Origin of the sequence: Dethiosulfatarculus sandiegensis, from assembly GCF_000931935.2 — a bacterium.
GTDB classification, from domain to species: Bacteria; Desulfobacterota; Desulfarculia; order Desulfarculales; family Desulfarculaceae; genus Dethiosulfatarculus; species Dethiosulfatarculus sandiegensis.
Genome location: NZ_AZAC01000044.1, coordinates 37,611 through 58,136, shown reverse-complemented (window position 1 = coordinate 58,136; position 20,526 = coordinate 37,611). Strand labels below are relative to the sequence as shown.

The window sequence follows — 20,526 nt, the reverse complement described above, 5'->3', positions numbered from 1 at the left end:
GATGAAGTAATAGTCTTCCGCACTGGAGTTGCCGGTGCCAAAGTGCACCTTCATGCCCGAGCCTTCATGGAAGTTATTCAAGGTGCCGTCAAGAAGCTTGACGCCGTTGAAGTCCGTGGCATTGGCAATACGGTCGATCTCAGCGGCCATGGCCTGATATTCAGAGTCCATGATCTCGCGCTGGGCAGTGGTGTAGGTGCCGGTGGCCGCCTGTTCGGCCAATTCCTTCATCCTCACCAACTTTTCATCAATGACGTTCATGGCGCCTTCAGCAGTCTGAATCATGCTGATGGCGTCGCTGGCGTTCCTGATACCCTGGTTGATTACCTGGATGTCGGCCCGCATCAGCTCGCGGATGGCAAGACCGGCCGCGTCGTCAGAAGCGTCATTGACCCTAAGGCCAGAGGACAACCTCTGAGTGGACTTGGCCAGTCGACCGTAAATCGTCGACAAATTCCTGGCCGCATTCATGGCCATCATGTTGTGATTGACAACCAACGACATTTGAACCCTCCTTGGTCCGTTTCGCGCCAAGATCCTTTTGGCGCTTTACTTTTACTTGGCAGGAGCCTTATGGCGTGCTCTTTCCCCTTGCGTCCGGGCATGAATTTTCCCGGTGCCCTAAGTCCATTGCCTTCACCGGTCTTATCGGCGGATGATTTTTTAGGTTAAGCACTTTTTTATTTTTTTAAGAAAAAATTCTGATTTTTTCCCTAATTACTACCTGTAACCCATTGTTATTTAAATGTTTTTCACTAATAAGTTTTCTACTTGATTTTAATCATAAAAAAATCGACGATCTAAAAAGATCGTCGATTTGATAATTTTTTAAATTTAAAAGCTGAAACAAAAATAAATTTGTTAAAGTTACTTTTCCGGTCTTTGTATCCTTATCGGCCAAAATTGAAAATCACTTTAGCAAAAAAATAACTTTTTTCAGCTTAAAACGATTTTAGAAAAAAATCCTACAACTTAAGCATCCGGCCTTCATGGAGCCAAAGGTGGAGAGAAAAGGGGAGACTTTGCCTAAACCCCGTTCCTGGCCCGCAGGCTCCGGCTGATCTTGGCCGCGATCTTCTCCATCACCTTATAACCCAATAGAGGATTATCATTGAGGATTGAACGCAGTTCACTGGCCTTTAGCTTCAGCACCCTGCACTCGGCCTGGGTCACCAGAGAGGCGGATGCGTTTTTTTTATCCACAAACCCCATCTCCCCCAAGGTGGTGCCCGGCCCGACCATGGCCACAACATTACCGCTGGGCAATATCACCTTTACTGTCCCCGAGGCAATGACAAGCAATTCCTCAACCGGCTCACCAAAGGTGGTTAGTTTATTTCCGGCCGGAACCAGTTCTTCTTTGCTTATACTGGCCAGAAGATCCAATTGCCGGTCAGTAAGGCCGGAAAAGATATCAGATTGGGCCAGCACCTCTTCTTTCGAGGCAGCGAGACAAAGAGAGGCAGCCCCCAAAAGCCACAGACCTGCCAGAACAAGCGCAGTAATGCGGAGCCTTCCAGCCCCTTTCCCGAAAAACATCAACCAAACACCCCATTTCCTTTAAAAAAGTTTAATATATCAATGCAACGAAGAAACTTACCCATATTTTTCATATGAGCAAGCCAAGTAAAAAAACAAACCAGCCGACCGGTTTTTCCACTCGGATCTCACCCATAGTGCGTCATTCTGTCTGATAAACGGGAGAGAATTGGAGACGCCGGTCCTCCCGGCTTTACCCTCGGCTGCCAAGCTCCTGGTACAGCCAGTTTTTAAGGGCCGGGGTAAGGGGTAGTTGGCCCCTGGGCATATCCTCGCCCTCTTGGCTGCTTATACAGTCCCGCATAAGGTCCTCGGGCGGCGACACCTCTGCCAGTTCTTCACTTTGCTTCAGGCTTCGCCGGATCAACAGCAGCTTGGCCTCCCCTCTCCAGGTGGAGACATAAAAATAACAGACCGGAGAATCGGAGTGATATTTCCAGTTATCAACTGATTTCAGTTGATACTCTTCAAAGGCTTTGCGTGGGGTCATGTCCCAGTCAATACTGGCCACCAAGTCCTTATTATTTTTTAAACCTTCAAGGTCCAACATATGCAGCCTCCGAAACCGGCAGTGACCTGCCTTTTCTTTGGTGAAAGGAATTTTTAGGTTCGGGACACAAAAACCAATCTGTTACATTAATATTACAGGGTAAAAAATAAATTGATAGTTACCAGTAACTGTTATCAATAAATAAACCCCCTTTAGAGGTTGACGGCACGGCCTTCAGGCGTTATTTATGGCGGTGGAGTCACTAATTGTTTTCATAAATTAACAATTCCATCCCAACCTTGGCAGGTTATCCCCTGAAATGGATTTAAAACTACTTTTTTTCCAGGCTATCGGCGGCCTAGGTATGTTTATCCTCGGCATGAAGCTCATGAGTGGAGGATTGCAGTCGGTTGCCGGTGATCGCCTAAGAAATTTTCTGGAAAAGGTTTCCAGCAACCGGGTGGTCGGCGCACTGACCGGTGCCGTGGTTACCGCAGTAATTCAGTCCTCTTCCGCCACTACGGTCACAGTAGTGGGTTTTGTCAGCGCCGGGCTGCTCACCCTTACCCAGGCAGTGGGAGTGGTTTTGGGCGCCAATGTGGGCACCACCATCACCGCTCAATTAATTGCCTTTAAAATTACCGACCTGGCCCTACCAGCCATTGCCTTGGGGGTGGGGCTTAAATTTTTCGCGCCCCGCCGCAAATGGCGATATATAGGCGAAGTCATCCTTGGCTTTGGCCTTCTTTTTTATGGCATGGATGTAATGAAAGGGGCATTTAAACCCCTACGCTCCCACCCGGAGTTCATCGCCTTTTTCACCCGTTTCGATGCTGACAGCATGCTCGGCATCATGCTTTGCGTACTCACCGGAACCATTCTCACGGTAATGGTGCAATCAAGCTCGGCCACAGTGGGCATAACCATGGCCCTGGCCAGCGAAGGGCTTTTGAATCTTCCAGGCTGTATTGCCCTGATCTTGGGAGACAACATAGGAACCACCATAACCGCCGAGTTGGCGGCTATAGGCAGTTCGGTGACGGCTCACCGGGCGGCCCGAGCCCATACCATGTTCAATGTACTGGGGGTGCTTTATATTGTGGTTTTCTTCCACCCCTTTGTGGGGCTGGTGGAATGGGCAACCTCCACCTTTTTGGGCGTAGGGCCGCCAGAGACCTTGATTGGTGGAGAAAAACCATATATTGCCCGCTATATAGCCAATGCCCACACCCTATTCAACATAATAAACGCAACCGTCTTCCTAATATTGCTTCCCCTTTTGGTCAAGGCGGCGATCAAGCTGACCCATGGTGATGACGATGGTAATTTTGAGGACCTGGCCAAGCCCCTGCATCTGGACCGCATGTATCTGGACAATGCGGCGGTGGCCCTGACCAAGGCCAGGGAAGAAATCGTGCGCATGGGCTGGGCTGCGGCGGAGATGAATCAAAAGGTCTGTAAAGTGCTCTTCACCCGTAAAAGGGACGCCCTCAAACGATCGCTCACCATTGAGGATTCACTGGATAGGTTGCACCGGGAAATTGTGGAATACCTGGTCCAGATCAGCAGAAGTGACATCACAGAAGCCCAAAGCCGCGAGCTGGCCAGCTTGATGCGTATGGCCAACAATTTTGAGCGGGTGGGCGATACTGTGGAAAACCTGGCTGAGTTCATCGAAGAAATAATGGAAAGTGAATTGCAATTCTCAGATGAGGCCATAAAAGACTACAAAACCATTACAGAGCGGGTGAGCATGTTCATGGACATGGTTGTAACCGCGGTGGCGGAAAAAGATCCCCAGATAATGGAGATGGCCAAGCTGCTGGAAGACGACATCGACCAGATGCGCGAAGAGATGCGCAACAACCACTTAAACCGCTTAAGAGACGGAGTCTGTCAGATGGACCCCAGCCTGATCTTCGTAAATATGCTCAACAATTTTGAAAAGATAGGCGACTACTGCTTCAACATTTCCCAGGCCGTGGCCGGGGTCCGCTAGGCTCAATCCTCTAAATAGCTTATAAAATAAATAAATTATAAAACCGGCGGCAATTTCAGCCGCCGGTTTTTTTGGTCAGAGGAGGCTTAAACCGCCCCTGCCCAGGGCGGCTCGGCCATATGTACTTCGGCAATCAGGTCATGGGTGTCCGGACTGGTGCAGAACTCAAGATCATCTACCTGGTTCAGGGAGCGCAGCCTATCCGCCCCGTCACAATTCATAAGCTTGGGCCTAACCTCAGTGAAATCAGGTTGTTCCCCTTTAAGAAGCCGGGCCAACCACCAGGCGGCCTCATCATCTTCAACAGCCGGGCTGAGGGCATTGAGCCCCATGGGCAGGAGATGCACCTCATCCGGATTCATGGATCTTATATGCCGGGCCAGAAAAGCGGCATTGGCAAAGGAGCCGAAAAACACAGCTCTTGCCCGGCCCAGCCTGTGCACGGACTGGGTCCCGGCGGAGGTGGTGAGAATAACCCGGCGCCCGGCCAGATCCAGGGACCTGGCCGAGCAAGGGGAGTTCCCCCCCTCAAAACCAGGCGGGGCGAGTCCATCCCTTTCCCCCAACAACAGATAATCCGGATTCTGTTCCTTGAATTCCCTGGCCTCTTCCAGTCCGGAAAACAAAAACACTTTAGAAGCCCCCTCCGAAAGAAGGCTTATGATGGTGTTTGAGGCCCGAAAAACATCAAACACCACCACCACCCCGGTGAGGGCCTCGGCCCGGTTCAAGTCTTTTACTACTTCAATGCGCAAAATCTTTCGCTCTTTCCGGTTAAGGCCCCCATACCCGGATTTACAGCTTACCCAGCATTCTTTGGGCAGCGGCCTTCCAATCTACATACTCCGGTTCCATACCCTCGGAAGGGGGACCGGCCAAAACCTTTTGCAAAAGTCCTTTGGCCTTGTCATTCATCTCCTCATCCAGATAGACCTCGGCCAGGTAAATATGGTTCAAAAAATAATTCGGCCCGGCCTTGACCGCCTTTTCCAAATGCTCCATGGCCAAGTCGTTATCTCCCCCGAACAGGCCGGGAACTTTGAAGTAAAGCCTGCCCAAAACCCGGTCAGGACCGCCATGGGCATAGGTGGGGTCCAATTCCATGACCGCCGCCATTTCCTCTTTAATAGGGTCTATCAAGGAAAGGCTTTCCATTACCCCCTTGGCATTTCCGTAAAACCCATAACTGGCCCCCAACCAAAAATGAGCGGGCGCGCTTTTAGGATCATTTTTTATGGCCTGCTTGGCTGATTCAACAGCCTGGCTGTAGATCTCGAGTTTTTTTTCCTCAGGCGAATGCCCACCCACCCAGAAAAGGGCTCTGGCCTTTTTCCAGGCAGCTTCGGTATTGCCCGGCTCAGCCTTTAAAATGGTTTCATAAATCCGGGCGGCCTCGACCGCCTTGCCCTCCTGCCCCCTTTGCAGGTAAAGCTGATCAGCCTTTCCCATTAAAGCGGCCGTGTCTTCTGCAAATGCAAATTGGCTTAAAATCAGGGTCAGGCACAAAAAAACACCCAAAGTGAGCGACTTTTTGGCAAGCACGGTTCTCCTCCTTGCTAAGGGTTGGGGACACCATCCTCGAACTTACGACTATGGAATCAAGCTATGAAACCTTTCGCAGACTATTAAGATTACGATTAACGCCTTGTTGGCGGATTTTGCCCTAATCGCCGCTTAAGCCCCCTTTTTTGAGGCCAACAACCGGTCCAGCTTGGACTTGAGCTGCATACCGGCCAGTTTGGCGGGCCCCAGTTTTCCCCTGGCCTTGCCCAGGGCCAAGGTGCTGGTGATCATATTTGCCGGCACATTCTTGACCTCATCATCCGGCTTGCGCTTAAGGCTTAAGGCCTCTCCCGGACAAGTGGTGACGCAGAGCCCACAACCAATACAGCGGTCGGCATCCAAAACCGCCAAGTCGTCAACCATGGCAAGGGCATCCATTTGGCAACGGTCCACACATAGACCGCAGCCCAGGCACTCTTCCCGGTCCAGTTGAGCTATAAATGCGCTGGATACCAATTCTGCGGGTTTGGGATGTCTTTTAAGGCTTTTGAGAATCTGACAGCAGCATCCGCAACAGCAACAGATATTAACAATTTTCTTGGCATTTGAGGGTTGCAGCACCAGGGCGTGCTTATCGGCCAGATCAAGAATTTCATAGGCCTCTTCCCGGCTGATCAACCTGCCCAATCCGTTTCTTTGGTAATAGTCGGCGCCCCAGCCAAAAACCAGACACACCTCCTCCGGCTTGTCGCACTTTCCACCGGTGATCTTGTTCTCAACCCGGCAGATGCAAGGGGCGACCAGTATTTTTTTTCGTTTGGCAATCAGCTCCCTGGCCTCTTCATAGGGCATGATCTTTTGCTCGGATTCAAGGCTGCGGCCAATAGGTATGGTCCTGAGCTGAGGGGCCTTGGCCCAGGTCTTCATATTGAACAAGGTGGGGATATATTTCTGCATGTCCCGGGCCAGTTCCGGGTCCAAGTCTTTTACATGGTACTCCCAGATGCCGATTACATACTGAGCCGCCATGTAAAGGGGGGCTCTCCCCTTATGCTCTATGCTGAAGGCCAGCCCCTTTCGGGCCAATTCCCGCAAACGTTCTTCAGCCTCTTCAACAGGTATTTTAGCCCTTTTGGCCACCACTGCGGTGTTTTCAGGGATAAGGGTGAGGCAAAGGGCCAGGGCGGCTTCATCCTCGCTAAAAAGCCGCCTTAATATCTTAAGCTCCACTCCGTCTTCGGTGGGGGGAAATCCACCGGGCAGATCATCTAAGTGTTTGGCAAGTTTTTGGTAAATATCTTGGGACATATGTATCCTCCGGGTGCACGCGCGAGGGCGACCCAATCATCGAAAAGACTATAGCTTGCATGGGCTGAGGAAGTTACGCTCCATGCTAGCCTGTGGGTGAAATTTTGGCAAAGAAAAAATGAGCCGCTGTTCAGCGCCAGGAGATAACCTGGTCAGCCGCAAAAACAAGCTCAACCAGGCGTTCGTAATCGTTTTCCCCATAAAGTTTGAATTCAACCACCTGCCTGTCCTTGCCGAGCTCTTTCATAAGCTCCCTGGTAATCTGGTCCGGCGGGGATTTCAGTACATGTAAAAGGCTTTGGGTCATTTCGGGCACCTTTTTCAAAAGGGGATCACCAGGTCGCATTCCCGCAGGGCCTGGGCTGTTTCAGAGAGGTCTGCGCGTCTCATATCGGGCCACCTTTCTCTGTCCTCATCCTGGTTGGAAAAGACCTCTCCCCCCATATCCAGGATCATTTCCAGGGTGTCTTGAAAATCAGATTCCCGTTTCCCTTGGGGCAGGCTCACCTTGGCATCAAGCAGAAAAAGCCGGGTTTCTATGCCTTCAAGCAAAAGCCCCAGCGCACTCCTGGAAGCCTCCCAGGCGTCCCGGGGCCTTCTGACCAGCACGCAGGCCCTATCCACCTCCATTTGTCACCTCCTTGGAAAAAAATGGGCTAAAGCACCAGATAACGGTCCACATCCTCTATCATCATGCCGTTGGCGGCCTGGTTGGTGTAATCCTCATCCTCAAGCAGAGGCGCCGGTCTTTCAAGGCCATGAAAGGCAAAATTCACTTCACAGATCTTTATATCGGCCAGGCCTTCCAATTGGGCAAACTCAGGCAGTTGAGTCAGACGCACCCCTTCGTGGGTGATAAAAACCATGACCTCCTTGCCCGCCCGGTTTGCCGCCCGGGCTATACCCAAAAGGCTGGACATGTGTTCATCGGAGGTCACCAGTATTCCCAGTCTTTGAGCCATTTAGAGCTTCCTTTTTCTTGATCCAGGCAGAATCCTTATCCTCAAAGGCAAAAACACTTGTTATCCTGGCTGCGCCCATCACCTTTGCCTGCACCGCCAAAACCGGGGCGGCCGCTACATGGCCGTTTTCATCGGCCAGCCAGCCCAGGGGAGGCTGATGCCTGCCCTTGACAACCGAGACAAATGTATTTGGCTCAGGTCTGAACCAGGCCTGCCCAAAGGGGCCGTTCAGGGAAAAAGAACCGTCGGAAACCGGTTCCACCTGGGTGCCCCTGGGAAGGTGGAAGTAGATCCGGCAAAGATGCTCCCCCTCTGCCTGGATCTGATCCACTATATTGAACAGCCCGGCCTCGCCATCTAAAAATATTCTGCGCCTTAGGCTTAAGGCTTCCTTGGCCCCTTTGGCGCTTTGATACAAGACCGAAGTAAAGACATGGTTGCCTTCCTTTTCCAGGGCCTCCAGCTCCACCACCCCTGGACCTGGTCCGTCTTTATCCAGGCAAAGGGCGTTCTGGGCCTCCCTGGAAGCCAGGTGAGCGCTCATGGGGCCCGCCCCCACCGGGCCGGGGGTGACCAAAAAGGGCTTGCCGTCAAGGGAAGCGGCCAGGCTGAGCAACTCGGGTTGATCTCCTTTACGGCCTGAAGTGGTGCGCAACAACAGGCCAACCTTGCGCCCCAGGTTTTTTTGACAAAGGAAAACAATCCCCAGAGCCTTGATCTCAGTAGCGGGCGGAGTCTTTCCGCCTGCCAGCTTCCTTAATTTTTCCTTGGCCGAAGGGCCGATGAGCCAATACAGGTCTTCATCCAAGTCCCTTCCCGCCCTGAGAAGGGGGTTGTCCAAAAGGACCGCGGCCAGATTCGCCGCCTTGGTGTAGGGGTCCACTTCACCCTGGTCCAGGCCCGGCAGCACCCCCAAAGGTGACCATCCCCATCCCTGGGCGCAGCCCCAGGGCGGAGCCAGAGCCCGGCAGGCCCGGGCCAGGGGCTCCAGGTCCAGGCTCAACTGCAAGGCCTTTTCTCCCGCCTTTTGGCGAACCCAAAGGCATAACCCCGCATAGGACACCGCCCCGGCCAACTCCAGGGTGGGCAGGCAAGATTCCAAGGGGCTGTGCCAGGCTTTAAGGGCCTTGTTAAGAGCCGCTTTTCCCTGTTCGGCCCAAGTTTCCGCCTCAGGTAAAAAGGCCAGGGTGCGGCCCAAAAGCATCAAGGCCCCTGCCTGGCAAATGAGGTCCGGGCCCGGTCGGGATTCGGCGTCGAGTTCCTGGCTGAAGACCATGCCCGCCACCTTCAGGTGCAGGCAGGCATGGGGAGCCATTTCCGCATCCAACATCCCCATGTTGCTTAAAAAACGCAGAGCCAAAAGCCAGTTAGCCACTCGTCCGGCAACCATGCCCGAATGGGTCCAGCCCAGGCCCATCAAAGGCGGGTGATGAGAGCAAAAACGTTTAATCTCTCTCACCGCGGCCAAGGCAAGCTGGGGATCAGAGCCCAGCACATGGGCCCTGGCCAGGCGAACCGGAATCTGTCCGCTCAACCTGGGCCAGGAAAGCATGAGTTCTTCGGGGTCTATTTTGATGCAGCTGGCGGGAATCGGCGGTGTGGGAGGCTCCTCGCTAAGCCCCCTTCCCGCCTGACGCCTGGCCCGTTTCATGACGGTCGCGCCCGGAAAGTAGCGGCCGAAAACCCGCAAAGAGGAGGCATCCAGGGCAAGTGGAAAAACTCTGCCCAACTCCACGGCCAGCCTGGCGGCCAGGCCCGGCGCATTGGCTCCATAACCGGCAGAGGCCATCATTTCTTCCAGGGCCTGCCTGCCGCCTATGAGTTCCGCCACCTTACCGGCAGTGCGTTTCCTTAAAAAAGCCCTTAAACCGCCTTTTAGCTTTTGCTTTTCCATGGCTTTGAATATTATCACAATGCCCGGGCCGGAGCCGGTCCGCGAAAAAAATCCCAAGCAGCCCCAGGGCGGCCCCTCTAAATCACATGATCAAAAATTTTATATTCTTTAAAGGAGTTATCAAAATTTATTTTTAATACACACCCAAGGAAAAATTAATACAAGGATTTTTCCGATTCCCTTCCGGACGACGCAGTTTAAAGGCTTGGCCATACCAAAGGGTCAATTAAATTCTGCACCTTGTAAGATTTGTATTCCTCTGCTAAAAATGAAATCAACTTGTTATCTGAACATGCGGGCACATTATTATCTTCGGTTACTTTCTAACTTAAACTGCCCAAACCATTTTACTTAGAGGCTAGTGTGACAAAAGCGGCGGCCATGGACCTGGGGTCCAATACGCTTCGCCTTTTGGTGGCGGAGGTGCACAAAGGCAACTGGCGCGCTCTGGGCAGGGGAATATCAACTCCCCGCCTGGGCAGGGGCCTGGCCAAGGGGAGACCTCTGGATAAAAAATCAAAACAAATGGCGTTTAAAGCGGCTCAAGAATTCAGCGCCCAGGCACGCAGCCTGGGCGCTAGCTACATCTGCCTGGGGGCAACCCAGGCCTGCCGGGCCGCCACGGACGGGGCCGACTTTGTGGAGGAGCTTGCCCGCGAGCTTAAACTGGACAAGGCAACCATTTTGAGCGGGGGACAAGAGGCCCGGCTCTCCCGCCTGGGAGTAATGAGCCGCCTTGAGGGGGAAGCCGAACAGGCCTGGCTGGCAGACGTGGGAGGCGGCTCCACCGAACTCATCAACCTGGATAACGGCTCTCATCCGCCATGCAGCATCAAAACAGGGGCCGTAGCCCTGACCGAGACCTGGAACTCCCAAGATCCCCCGACCTCGGATGAAATGGCCAGGCTTGATGAAATGGCCGAACAGGCCCTGGCCCCCCACCTGGCCCCTCTTCGCCAAAAAGGCGTTCAAAGACTCATCGCCACTGCGGGAACCGCCGCCAATGCGGCCAGCCTCATGCTTAAGCTCAAACAATACCGGCCGGAAAAGGTCAATAACCTTAATATAAGCCTCCGTGACCTGGACGGACTTTCCGGGATGCTTGCCGATATTCCCCTGGAAAAAAGAAGAGTTTTACCAGGCATGGAGAGAGAAAGAGCAGATATAATTATAGCCGGAATGGCTATTTTAAGAGGTTTGCTAAAAGGCCTCGGACTTACGGAATTAACAGCCATGGACGCCGGTCTTTTGGAGGGCATTCTCCTGGACGGTCTTGGCTTTGCCTCTAAAGGAGATTAGAAAATATGGCGGTCAAAGAATGCCAAATGGGCCTCACTTTCGAGGATCTGCTATTGAAACCGGGTTTTTCCCAAGTGTTGCCCAGCGAGGTGGACACTTCCACTTGGCTAACCAATAAAATAAGACTCAATATCCCCTTGGTCTCGGCGGCCATGGACACTGTCACCGAAGGCAGGACCGCCATCAGCATGGCCCGTCAGGGCGGTATGGGCTTTATTCACAAGAATATGAGCATCAAAAACCAGGCTCTGGAAGTGATCAAGGTCAAAAAGTCCGAGTCCGGTATGATTGTGGATCCGGTGACGGTTGGACCGGATGCCACCATCTCCGACGTCCTGGACCTGATGAGCCAGTACCGCATAAGCGGAGTGCCGGTAGTGGTGGGCGCCAAACTGGTGGGCATCATCACCAACCGGGACCTCAGGTTTGAGAACAACTTTGATCAGCCCGTGGAAAACGTGATGACCAAAGACAAGCTGGTCACCGCCAGAGAAGGGGTGGGCACCGAAGAGGTCAAGGCCCTTTTACACGAGCATCGCATTGAAAAACTTCTGGTCACCGACGAAAAAGGCAATTTAAAGGGCCTGGTGACGATCAAGGATATCGAAAAGGTCCGCAAGTATCCCCACTCGGCCAAAGATGCCATGGGCCGCCTCAGGGTGGGCGCGGCCATCGGGGTCGGTGACGGCGGTCTTAAAAGGGCCGAGGCACTGATCAAAGCGGGCGTGGACGCCCTTTGCCTGGACTCGGCCCATGGGCACAGCCAAGGAGTGCTCGACTCGGTCAAGGCCCTGAAAGAGGCATTTCCCAATTGCCAGCTCATCGCAGGCAACATAGCCACCACCAAAGGGGCCGAGGCACTGATCAAAGCGGGAGTCGACGCGGTCAAGGTCGGCGTGGGGCCTGGATCAATCTGCACCACCAGGGTGGTCGCAGGAGTCGGCGTACCCCAGATGAGCGCCATAATGGAGATCAGTGAGGTCACCAGCGAAGCGGGTATTCCCATGATAGCCGATGGTGGGATAAAATACTCGGGCGACCTGACCAAGGCCCTGGCCGGAGGAGCCCAGGTGGTTATGATCGGCTCCTTATTTGCCGGAACCGATGAATCCCCCGGAGAGACGGTCCTTTATCAGGGCCGCCAATACAAGATCTACCGGGGCATGGGTTCCATAGACGCCATGAAATCAGGCTCGGCAGACCGCTACAGCCAGAAGGTTGAGCAGGCCTCTGATAAAATGGTGCCCGAGGGAATTGTGGGCAGGGTCCCCTATCGCGGGCATCTGGCCGACAGTGTCTACCAGCTGGTGGGCGGCCTTAAGTCCGGCATGGGTTATGTGGGAGCGGCCACTGTGCCCGAGCTGAACGAAAAGAGCGAATTTGTCCGCATCACCACCGCAGGCCTAAGAGAAAGCCACGTCCACGACGTGATTATCACCAAGGAAGCTCCCAACTACCGGGTAGAGTAAAACATGAAAGATATTCATTCCGAAAAAATACTTATCCTGGATTTTGGTTCGCAGACCACCCAGCTGATCGCCCGGCGGGTGAGGGAGGCCAGGGTCTACTGTGAGATCCACCCCTGCACCATGCCCTTAAGCGAGGTCAAGGCCTTTGAGCCCAAGGGAATCATCCTTTCAGGAGGGCCGGCCAGCGTTTATGCCGAAGATGCGCCGACCATGGACAAGGGCATCCTCGAGCTTGGGGTGCCTGTGCTCGGCATATGCTACGGCATGCAGATCATCACCCACTTGCAGGGCGGCAAGGTGGCCAGGGGCACCAAAAAGGAATACGGCCCGGCAAATCTGGATATAAAGGCCCTGGCCGGTCCCTTCCGGGATCTGGACGGCAAAGAGCCACACAAGGTCTGGATGAGCCACGGCGACCGCATCGAGGAAATGCCCGGGGGATTCGAGCCTCTGGCCGTGACTGAAAACTCCCCGGTGGCGGCCATGGCCAACCATGAACGTCACATGTACGGGGTGCAGTTCCATCCCGAGGTGGTGCACACGCCCCAGGGCGCGGTGATGCTGGCCTCCTTTGTGTTGGGAGAATGCGGCTGCCGCCCCATCTGGACCATGCACAACTTCGCCCAGGCAACCATAGACGAGCTGAAACAGCGCCTGGACGGCAAAAAGGTGATCTGCGCCTTGAGCGGAGGGGTGGACTCGTCTGTGGTGGCCTTGATGCTGCATAAGGCCATCGGCAAAAACCTCACCTCCATATTTGTGGACAACGGGGTTTTGCGGGCCGGAGAAGTCAGCGAAGTGGCGGGAATTTTCAGGGAGACCTTTGGCCTTAACCTGGTGGTTGTCGATGCGGCCAAAACCTTCCTGGGCCGTTTGGCCGGAGTCACCGACCCAGAGGAAAAACGCCGCATCATAGGCCACACCTTTATCGAGGTCTTTGAAGAGGAAGCCGCCAAAATCGGACAGGTGGACTATCTGGCCCAAGGCACCCTTTATCCGGACGTTATCGAGTCGGTGAGTTTCAAGGGCCCCAGCGCCACCATTAAAAGTCACCACAATGTGGGCGGTCTGCCCGAGAAGATGCGCATGGAGCTGGTGGAGCCCCTGCGCGAGCTGTTTAAGGACGAAGTGCGGGAAGTGGGGCGCGAACTCGGCATGCCCGAGTCCATTGTAAGCCGCCAGCCCTTCCCCGGCCCTGGCCTGGCCATCCGCATCATGGGTGAGGTCACCCCTGAAAAACTGGCCAGTTTAAGGGAAGCCGACGCGGTCGTTCAGGAAGAAATGCGCAACTCCGGCTACTACCACAAGGTGTGGCAATCCTTTGCCGTGTTGGTGCCGGTCAAGACAGTGGGCGTCATGGGTGACGAGCGCACCTATGAAGATGTTGTGGCCTTGCGCATTGTGGACAGCTTAGACGCCATGACCGCGGACTGGACCAGGGTTCCGCACGAAATTCTGGCCCGCATCTCAAGCCGCATCATAAACGAAGTTCAAGGCGTGAACCGGGTGGTATTGGATATAAGCAGCAAACCGCCCGCCACCATTGAATGGGAATAATTTTTTTTAGCCCTTAAACAAGCCTTTTGGGGAAGGATGCTTCTCCAAAAGGCTTTAAAAAGCCCTTTTCCGAACCGGTCCCCGGCCTTGCCAATTTCCCGAGATAAGAGGAGAATAGGCAAAGACAAAAGATTCGCCGGGGCCGTCATCTCCGGCTATATATAAAAAAATTTATCATTTTATACACTTAGCCACACCTTCCGCAAACGGGGTATTTGGACCATGGCTCCTCCTTTTGTTCACCTGCACTTACACACAGCCTACAGCCTCTTAGACGGAGCCATCCGTCTGCCGGACCTTATGCAAAGAGTCAAGGAACTGGGCATGAACTCGGTTGCCATGACTGACCACGGCAATATGTTCGGGGCGATCAACTTCTATTTAAAGGCCAGGGACGCAGGCATAACCCCGATCATCGGTTGCGAGGTGTATGTGGCCCCCGGAGACCGGCGGGACCACACCCAGACCCATGGTCAGGACATAGCCAATCACCTGGTGCTTTTGGCTGAAAATGTGGAAGGCTATTTCAACCTGGTGCGCCTGGTCAGCTCCGGTTTTACAGAGGGTTTTTACTACAAGCCCAGGATCGACCTTGAAATCTTAAAAGACCATCACAAGGGACTGATTGCCTTGAGCGCCTGCCTCCAGGGCAGGGTTCCCAGGCGCCTTATGTTCGATGATTTTGAAGGAGCCAAAAACGAAGCCATCCAGATGGCCCAGATCATGGGCGAGGGCAATTTCTTCATAGAACTCCAGGATGCGGGCATCCCGGAGCAGAAAAAGGTGAACCAGGGCCTTATCCAGATAGCCGATGAGCTGGGCCTGGGCATGGTGGCCACCAATGACTGCCATTACCTGCACAAGGAGGACCACGAAGCCCATGACGCCCTGCTCTGCATTCAGACAGGCAAATTCCTGAGCGACAAAAACCGCATGCGCCTGTCAGACCAGCTCTATTTCAAATCCCCTGAGGAGATGGAGCTTCTCTTTGGTCATGTGGACGGGGCCATGGGAAACACCGTGGATCTGGCCAGACGCTGCGAATTTGAGTTGCCCTTGAACAAACTGCGCTTCCCCCAATATCCCCTGGAAGGCAGGACCGCCGAGGAAGTGGTGCGGGAAAAGGCCCGAAAAGGCCTGGATGAACGCTACAAGACCATGGAACTCGTGGGCAGAAAATATGACCGCGAGGTCTATGAAAAACGCCTGGCCTATGAGCTGGACGTTATCGAAAAAATGGGCTTCCCGGGTTATTTCCTGGTGGTCGCGGACTTTATCAACTGGTCCAAGGACAACAACATTCCCGTGGGTCCGGGGCGCGGCTCGGCGGCCGGCTCCCTGGTGGCCTATGCCATGCGCATAACCGATCTGGACCCCATCCGCTACAAGCTCATATTTGAGCGTTTTTTGAATATCGAGCGCAAGTCCATGCCTGATATCGATGTGGACTTCTGCATGGACCGCCGGGGCGAGGTTATTGAATACGTCACCGGAAAATACGGCGGCGACAGTGTGGCCCAGATCATCACCTTTGGCTCCATGCAGGCCAGGGCGGTTCTGCGCGACGTGGGCAGGGTCATGGAACTCCCCTACAACGAGGTGGACCAGATAGCCAAGCTGGTTCCCTCCCTGCCCGGCATCAACCTGACCAAGGCGCTTGAGGTGGAGACCCGCCTCAAAGACCGCTATGAAAAAGACCACAAGGTCAAAAAACTCCTGGAAATAGGCATGGCCCTGGAAGGGCTTCCCCGCCACGCCTCCACCCATGCGGCCGGGGTGGTCATCGGCGACGTGCCCCTAAACCAGGTGGTCCCCCTTTACAAAGGGTCCAAGGAAGAAATTGTAACCCAGTACGATATGAAATGCGTGGAAAAAGCCGGGCTTATCAAGTTCGACTTTTTGGGGTTGCGCACCCTCACGGTCATCGACCTGGCCGTGCGGATGATAAAGCGGGGTAAAAACCCGGACTTTAACATCGACACCGTACCCAGGGACGACCAAGCCAGCTACGATCTTCTCTGCTCAGGAGAGACGACCGGTGTTTTTCAGCTTGAATCCACCGGCATGAAGGAACTCCTGGTCAAGATGAAGCCCAGCACCTTTGAGGATATCATCGCCCTGGTCGCCCTTTACCGGCCCGGCCCACTGGAAAGCGGCATGGTCGACGATTTTGTAGCCAGAAAGCACGGCCAAAAAAAGGTCTCCTACCTGTTGCCCCAACTGGAAGACGCCTTAAAGGAGACCTACGGGGTCATTGTTTATCAGGAGCAGGTGCAGGAGATCGCCCGCGTACTGGCCGGGTACTCCCTGGGAGAGGGCGACATCCTCAGACGCGCCATGGGTAAAAAGGTTCCCGCAGTCATGGAGGAACAGCGGGAACGCTTTATGAAAGGCGCCAAGGAAAACAACATAGACCCCGGCAAGGCGGCTGAGATCTTTGATCTGATGGCCAAATTCGCAGGCTATGGCTTCAACAAGTCACACTCGGCGGCCTACGGACTTATCGCGTATCAAACCGCTTACTTAAAAGCGCATTATCCCCACGAATTCATGGCTTCCCTGCTCACCAGCGAAGTGAACAACACAGAAGCAGTAATGCGCCATATCGGCGAATGCCGAGATAACGGAATAGTGGTTCTGCCGCCGGACATAAACAAGTCTGAACGCATCTTCACTGTTGAGGGCGATGCCATTCGTTTTGGCATGTCGGCCATCAAAAATGTGGGTGCAGGCGCAGTTGACTCCATCCTGGCAGCCAGGTCCGAGGGCGGTGATTATAAGGATATTTTTGATTTCTGCGAAAGGGTCGATCTACGCAAGGTGAACAAAAAGGTCCTTGAGAGCCTGATTAAATGCGGGTCCTATGACTCGACCGGAGCCTATCGCTCCCAACTCATGGGGGTGTTGGAAGAGGCCTTGGACTATGGGCAAAAAATGGGGCGCGACCGGCTGGGCGGACAGACCAACATGTTCGCGGCCTTTAAAGAGGCCAAGCCGGAAAAGCAAAAACACGAACTGCCCCAGTTGCCGCCTTGGAGCGAGCCCGATCAACTGGCCTATGAAAAGGAGGCCCTGGGCCTTTACATTTCCGGTCACCCTTTAAACAGGTTTAAACAGGATATAAGGCGTCTCACCACCCAGGACACCCAGAAACTGGCCGAAGCCTCGGACGGATGTGAGGTCAAACTGGCCGGGCTGCCCACTGAGATCAAGGAAAAGGTCACCAAAAAAGGCGACCGCATGGCTTTTGTGCGCCTGGAAGACCTGAAGGGATCACTGGAACTGATTGTTTTTCCAAATTGCTTTGCCGAGTGCAGCGAATGCCTGGCAACTGAAGAGCCCCTGTTTGTCAAAGGCACCTTGGATAAGGATGAAAGGGGCGTCAAGATAAAAGCCACCAAGATCATCCCCCTGGAACAGGCCGCCCAGGGAGTCACCACCAGGATCAAGCTCTATGTGAATGCGGAAGACCTCACCAGGGAGCAGTTGGTTACCCTGCGCCAGACTCTGGAGAAAAACCCCGGCGACTGCCGGGTGTCCCTTTACCTTAACGTACCGGGCAAGGGTGAGGCGGTTCTGGCTTTGCCCAACCGCTACCGCATAAAGCCCGAGGCATCTCTTATGGAAGAGATAAACGGTATGTTCGGCGGCAAGGTAACTGAGCCGGTAATCAGCTATCCTGAATCAGCCTAAAAAATCCCCGGAGAAAAACTCCGGGGAACCAAGCTCTCCGCAAGCGGCCCGCCTGGCCGCTTGCGGAGTATTACGTCTTTAAAAATCCTTGAAGTCGTCGTCCAGGGGGAGCTCTTTTTCAGGGTCAAACTTGGCAACCGGTTTCTTAGCCCCCGGAGCCGGCAGGGAAGGCCTGGCGGATTGGGTTGTCTGGCTTAAATCCGTTTTTTTCTTTGCCCTTGATCCAGCATTTTTGCTCTGAAACTGCTTGGTTGCGGCATTTTCCCCATTGACCACCTGTCTCAACTCAACCACATAACCCTGCATGGTAGCGGCCTGGGCGGAAAGTTCTTCCGAAGCAGCCGAAGACTCCTCCGCATTGGCCGCATTCTGCTGGGTGACCTGATCCATGCCGCTCATGGCCTTGTTCAACTGGTCAATCCCCTGGGCCTGCTCTGTGGATGCGGTTGCAATCTCCTCTATCCTGGAGCCCATGTCGCCTGTCTGCTCTATGGCCACCTGGAAGGCCTTTTCCGTGCTGCCCACCAGATCGGCCCCTGTCTCAATATGGTCCACTGATCTCTCAATAAGGCCCTGAGTGTTTTTAGCCGCTTCCGCTGCGCGCATGGCAAGGTTTCTCACCTCATCGGCCACAACGGCAAAACCGGCCCCGGCTTCCCCGGCCCTGGCCGCCTCCACAGCCGCGTTCAAAGCCAGCAGGTTGGTCTGGAAGGCAATCTCATCAATGGTTTTGATGATCTGGGCCATCTGTTCACCCGCGGATTTAATCTCACCCATGGCGTCTTTGGTCTTGCCCATCAAGCCGGCAGCCTCATCCAGGGCCTGGGCCGCCTTTTGCCTGGACTGGGTGGCTCCCTGGGCGTTCTCCGCGTTCTGCTTGGCCATGGAGGCCATCTCCTCCATGGAAGAAGAGCTCTCTTCCAAGGAAGCAGCCTGTTCACTGGCGCCCTGGGCCACAGACTGGCTGGAAGCGGCAACCTGATGGGAAGCGGCCGCCACCTGCTCAGTACCCGAATCCAGGGCCTGGGCAATACGGATAAGGGGATTGGCAACACCTCTGGCAATAAAGAAAACCACCAGGACCATCAACAGAAGAGCGCCTACGCCAATGGCCAGAATGGACCAAAGCATGGATTCGGCCCTGGCCAAAACCACATCCATGGGTATGGAAACGGCAAAAGACCAGGGATCCTTGGCCTTGCCAAAGTAAACCGGAACATAGACCTCGTAATTAACCAGCCCAGTGGCCTTGCTGGTGGTCATGTAGCTGTACTCATGCCCCTGGAGAATGGCGTTTTTAAGAGCTTCCCTGTGTTCCTGGGGGCGCAGGGGGAGGATATCCTTGCCCATGAACTCGGCTTGCGGGTGGGCCGCCACCTTGAGGTCATGGGAGGCCAGATAAACGTACCCCTTGCCATAGGGTTTCATCTTGGCCACCAGGGGTACAAAGTCGCTTAAGGCGAAGTCAACCCCAACAGCTCCAACCACGCTGCCCTGATATTTAATGGGAACAACCAGGCTGGTGAGAAGGATCTGTTTACCCGCGACCTCATAGGGATAGGGATTAATTATCGTTTCCTCTCCTGATCGGGCGGCGAGCAGATAATAATCACCATCGCCTGGCTTGTCATAGCTCACCAGGGGTTCACTGGCCAGCTTACCCTGGTTCCTGTACCAGTAAGGAATAAAACGACCGGTGACGTCATGACCGGGCTTGCCGCTGAACTCTGCGTCCCGGCCATCCAGGGCATTGGGCTCCCAGCAGGTCCAGACTCCCTTGTACTGGGGATTATCCTCAAGCACGTTTTTTAAAATGGCATTTAAGGCGTTTCGATCAATCGCATCCGCCATTTTAAGACCGGCAAATGTTTCTGCCAGAGACCTTGCCGTATAAAAGGCCACATCGACTTTGGATTTCAATTGGCTGGAATAATTATAGGCCATCTGACGAGCCATGTCCTGAGCGTCATCCTCGGCCATGCCAAAAGAATTGATCCCCACATAGGCAATAGTGCCACCAAAGGCCAAAAAGGCCAGACTGATTATAAGAACCAACATTTTTGCCTTGAGGCTTAGCTTTTTGAGCACTTTTTCTCCTTGGGAAAACTGGTCGGTTTAGACAGACAGACTCCACCTCCCCCCAAGTTTACTCACCTGCCTATTGGCCCTGGTTTTCAAAGGATAAACTGTTCTGTCGGGTAGTTATCTATATCTATTCATAAACGGCTTAATTAACTGTTATCTCGGAAATTAAATTTTGAAAAGAGCCTTCCCTGAAAAAACCAGACAATAGTATCAACATTTACAACTATTATAACAATACTATTTCTAAATATGGCCTTGATTCAATTGGTTTGTGTCCACCCAAAGCCCCAAAAGATCTTTAATATGAAATCCGCAACACTTCAGACAATCACTGCCAACCCGGCATCAAAACTGCATTATTCTCATACACCTGTTAATATTTTTACGAATGATAAACTAAAAAAGTTTCCTAGGCAAATAGTGTTCGATTTAAATAAAATTAATTGTTATAAAAAAAATTACAATAATCAAATAACAAAAAATCCCCACACAGTTTTCTTGTTATGAGATATAAACACAGAGCACCTATAGGGCACAGATCATCCATCTCAAGAATCAAAGCATAATAAAAAACATTTAAAGCCGATGCAAAAATATCGATTACCAAATTTATTACTTAAATCACTTTTTCAAAAAATAATTATTACAAATATTACAAAAAAATCCAAACTTCTCATCTGATGTTCAGCTAACCTTTCCCTGATTCTCAACTCACAAAAAAAAACGCC

At 53.3% G+C, this 20,526-nt stretch carries 16 protein-coding genes; 5 read left to right on the top strand and 11 right to left on the bottom strand.

The window, feature by feature from the left end:
* The 3 genes from X474_RS20145 to X474_RS20135 form a co-directional block, all read right to left on the bottom strand.
* On the bottom strand, nt 1-504 hold a 504-nt coding region (locus X474_RS20145), incomplete at its 3' end, for a flagellin N-terminal helical domain-containing protein (RefSeq protein ID WP_044351557.1).
* Nucleotides 505-1,026: 522 nt separating this feature from the next.
* Nucleotides 1,027-1,539 carry a cyclic nucleotide-binding domain-containing protein gene (locus X474_RS20140; RefSeq protein ID WP_044351556.1) on the bottom strand — a complete coding sequence of 171 codons (513 nt, stop codon included), beginning with the start codon at nt 1,537-1,539 and terminating at the stop codon, nt 1,027-1,029.
* A gap of 193 nt (nt 1,540-1,732) precedes the next feature.
* A complete protein-coding gene (locus tag X474_RS20135; RefSeq protein ID WP_044351554.1) occupies nt 1,733-2,089 on the bottom strand; it encodes a DVU0772 family protein in 357 nt (118 codons plus the stop codon).
* 259 nt (nt 2,090-2,348) lie between these two features.
* Between X474_RS20135 and X474_RS20130 the strand changes: the two genes are divergently transcribed.
* The gene (locus X474_RS20130; protein WP_044351552.1) at nt 2,349-4,028 is read left to right on the top strand and encodes a Na/Pi cotransporter family protein; all 1,680 of its coding nucleotides are present in this window, start codon (nt 2,349-2,351) and stop codon (nt 4,026-4,028) included.
* An 86-nt stretch (nt 4,029-4,114) separates the two neighbouring features.
* Here X474_RS20130 and X474_RS20125 read toward each other — a convergent pair whose 3' ends face one another.
* From X474_RS20125 to X474_RS20095, 7 genes are all read right to left on the bottom strand, one after another.
* A complete protein-coding gene (locus X474_RS20125; RefSeq protein WP_052515446.1) occupies nt 4,115-4,783 on the bottom strand; it encodes a 2-phosphosulfolactate phosphatase in 669 nt (222 codons plus the stop codon).
* Nucleotides 4,784-4,823: 40 nt separating this feature from the next.
* Nucleotides 4,824-5,570 carry a TRAP transporter TatT component family protein gene (locus tag X474_RS20120; protein ID WP_052515445.1) on the bottom strand — a complete coding sequence of 249 codons (747 nt, stop codon included), beginning with the start codon at nt 5,568-5,570 and terminating at the stop codon, nt 4,824-4,826.
* Between the two features lie 132 nt (nt 5,571-5,702).
* Nucleotides 5,703-6,839, bottom strand: a complete 1,137-nt coding sequence (locus X474_RS20115) for a 4Fe-4S binding protein (RefSeq protein ID WP_044351550.1) — start codon at nt 6,837-6,839, stop codon at nt 5,703-5,705.
* Between the two features lie 130 nt (nt 6,840-6,969).
* Entirely contained in the window at nt 6,970-7,146 is a 177-nt protein-coding gene (locus X474_RS20110) for a hypothetical protein (RefSeq protein ID WP_156360859.1), read from the bottom strand.
* Between the two features lie 14 nt (nt 7,147-7,160).
* Nucleotides 7,161-7,469, bottom strand: a complete 309-nt coding sequence (locus tag X474_RS20105; RefSeq protein ID WP_044351546.1) for a hypothetical protein — start codon at nt 7,467-7,469, stop codon at nt 7,161-7,163.
* 26 nt (nt 7,470-7,495) lie between these two features.
* Nucleotides 7,496-7,801 carry a hypothetical protein gene (locus X474_RS20100; RefSeq protein ID WP_044351543.1) on the bottom strand — a complete coding sequence of 102 codons (306 nt, stop codon included), beginning with the start codon at nt 7,799-7,801 and terminating at the stop codon, nt 7,496-7,498.
* Nucleotides 7,764-9,752: a hypothetical protein gene (locus X474_RS20095; protein ID WP_044351540.1), complete on the bottom strand. Its 1,989-nt coding sequence runs from the start codon at nt 9,750-9,752 to the stop codon at nt 7,764-7,766. Before X474_RS20095 ends, X474_RS20100 begins: the two co-directional genes overlap by 38 nt.
* A 306-nt stretch (nt 9,753-10,058) precedes the next feature.
* Here X474_RS20095 and X474_RS20090 point away from each other — a divergent pair, with 306 nt between their 5' ends.
* From X474_RS20090 to dnaE, 4 genes are all read left to right on the top strand, one after another.
* Nucleotides 10,059-10,994 (top strand): Ppx/GppA phosphatase family protein, encoded by a 936-nt coding sequence (locus X474_RS20090; protein WP_156360858.1) that lies wholly within the window; start codon nt 10,059-10,061, stop codon nt 10,992-10,994.
* A gap of 5 nt (nt 10,995-10,999) precedes the next feature.
* Complete coding sequence (gene guaB / locus X474_RS20085; RefSeq protein ID WP_044351537.1) at nt 11,000-12,463, top strand: IMP dehydrogenase; 1,464 nt, start codon at nt 11,000-11,002, stop codon at nt 12,461-12,463.
* A gap of 3 nt (nt 12,464-12,466) precedes the next feature.
* Nucleotides 12,467-14,020 carry a glutamine-hydrolyzing GMP synthase gene (gene guaA / locus X474_RS20080; protein ID WP_044351536.1) on the top strand — a complete coding sequence of 518 codons (1,554 nt, stop codon included), beginning with the start codon at nt 12,467-12,469 and terminating at the stop codon, nt 14,018-14,020.
* Between the two features lie 222 nt (nt 14,021-14,242).
* Nucleotides 14,243-17,713, top strand: coding sequence for a DNA polymerase III subunit alpha (dnaE, locus tag X474_RS20075; RefSeq protein ID WP_044351535.1), 3,471 nt, complete (start codon nt 14,243-14,245; stop codon nt 17,711-17,713).
* Between the two features lie 78 nt (nt 17,714-17,791).
* Here dnaE and X474_RS20070 read toward each other — a convergent pair whose 3' ends face one another.
* Nucleotides 17,792-19,801 (bottom strand): methyl-accepting chemotaxis protein, encoded by a 2,010-nt coding sequence (locus X474_RS20070; protein ID WP_044351534.1) that lies wholly within the window; start codon nt 19,799-19,801, stop codon nt 17,792-17,794.
* Nucleotides 19,802-20,526 lie beyond the last annotated feature (725 nt).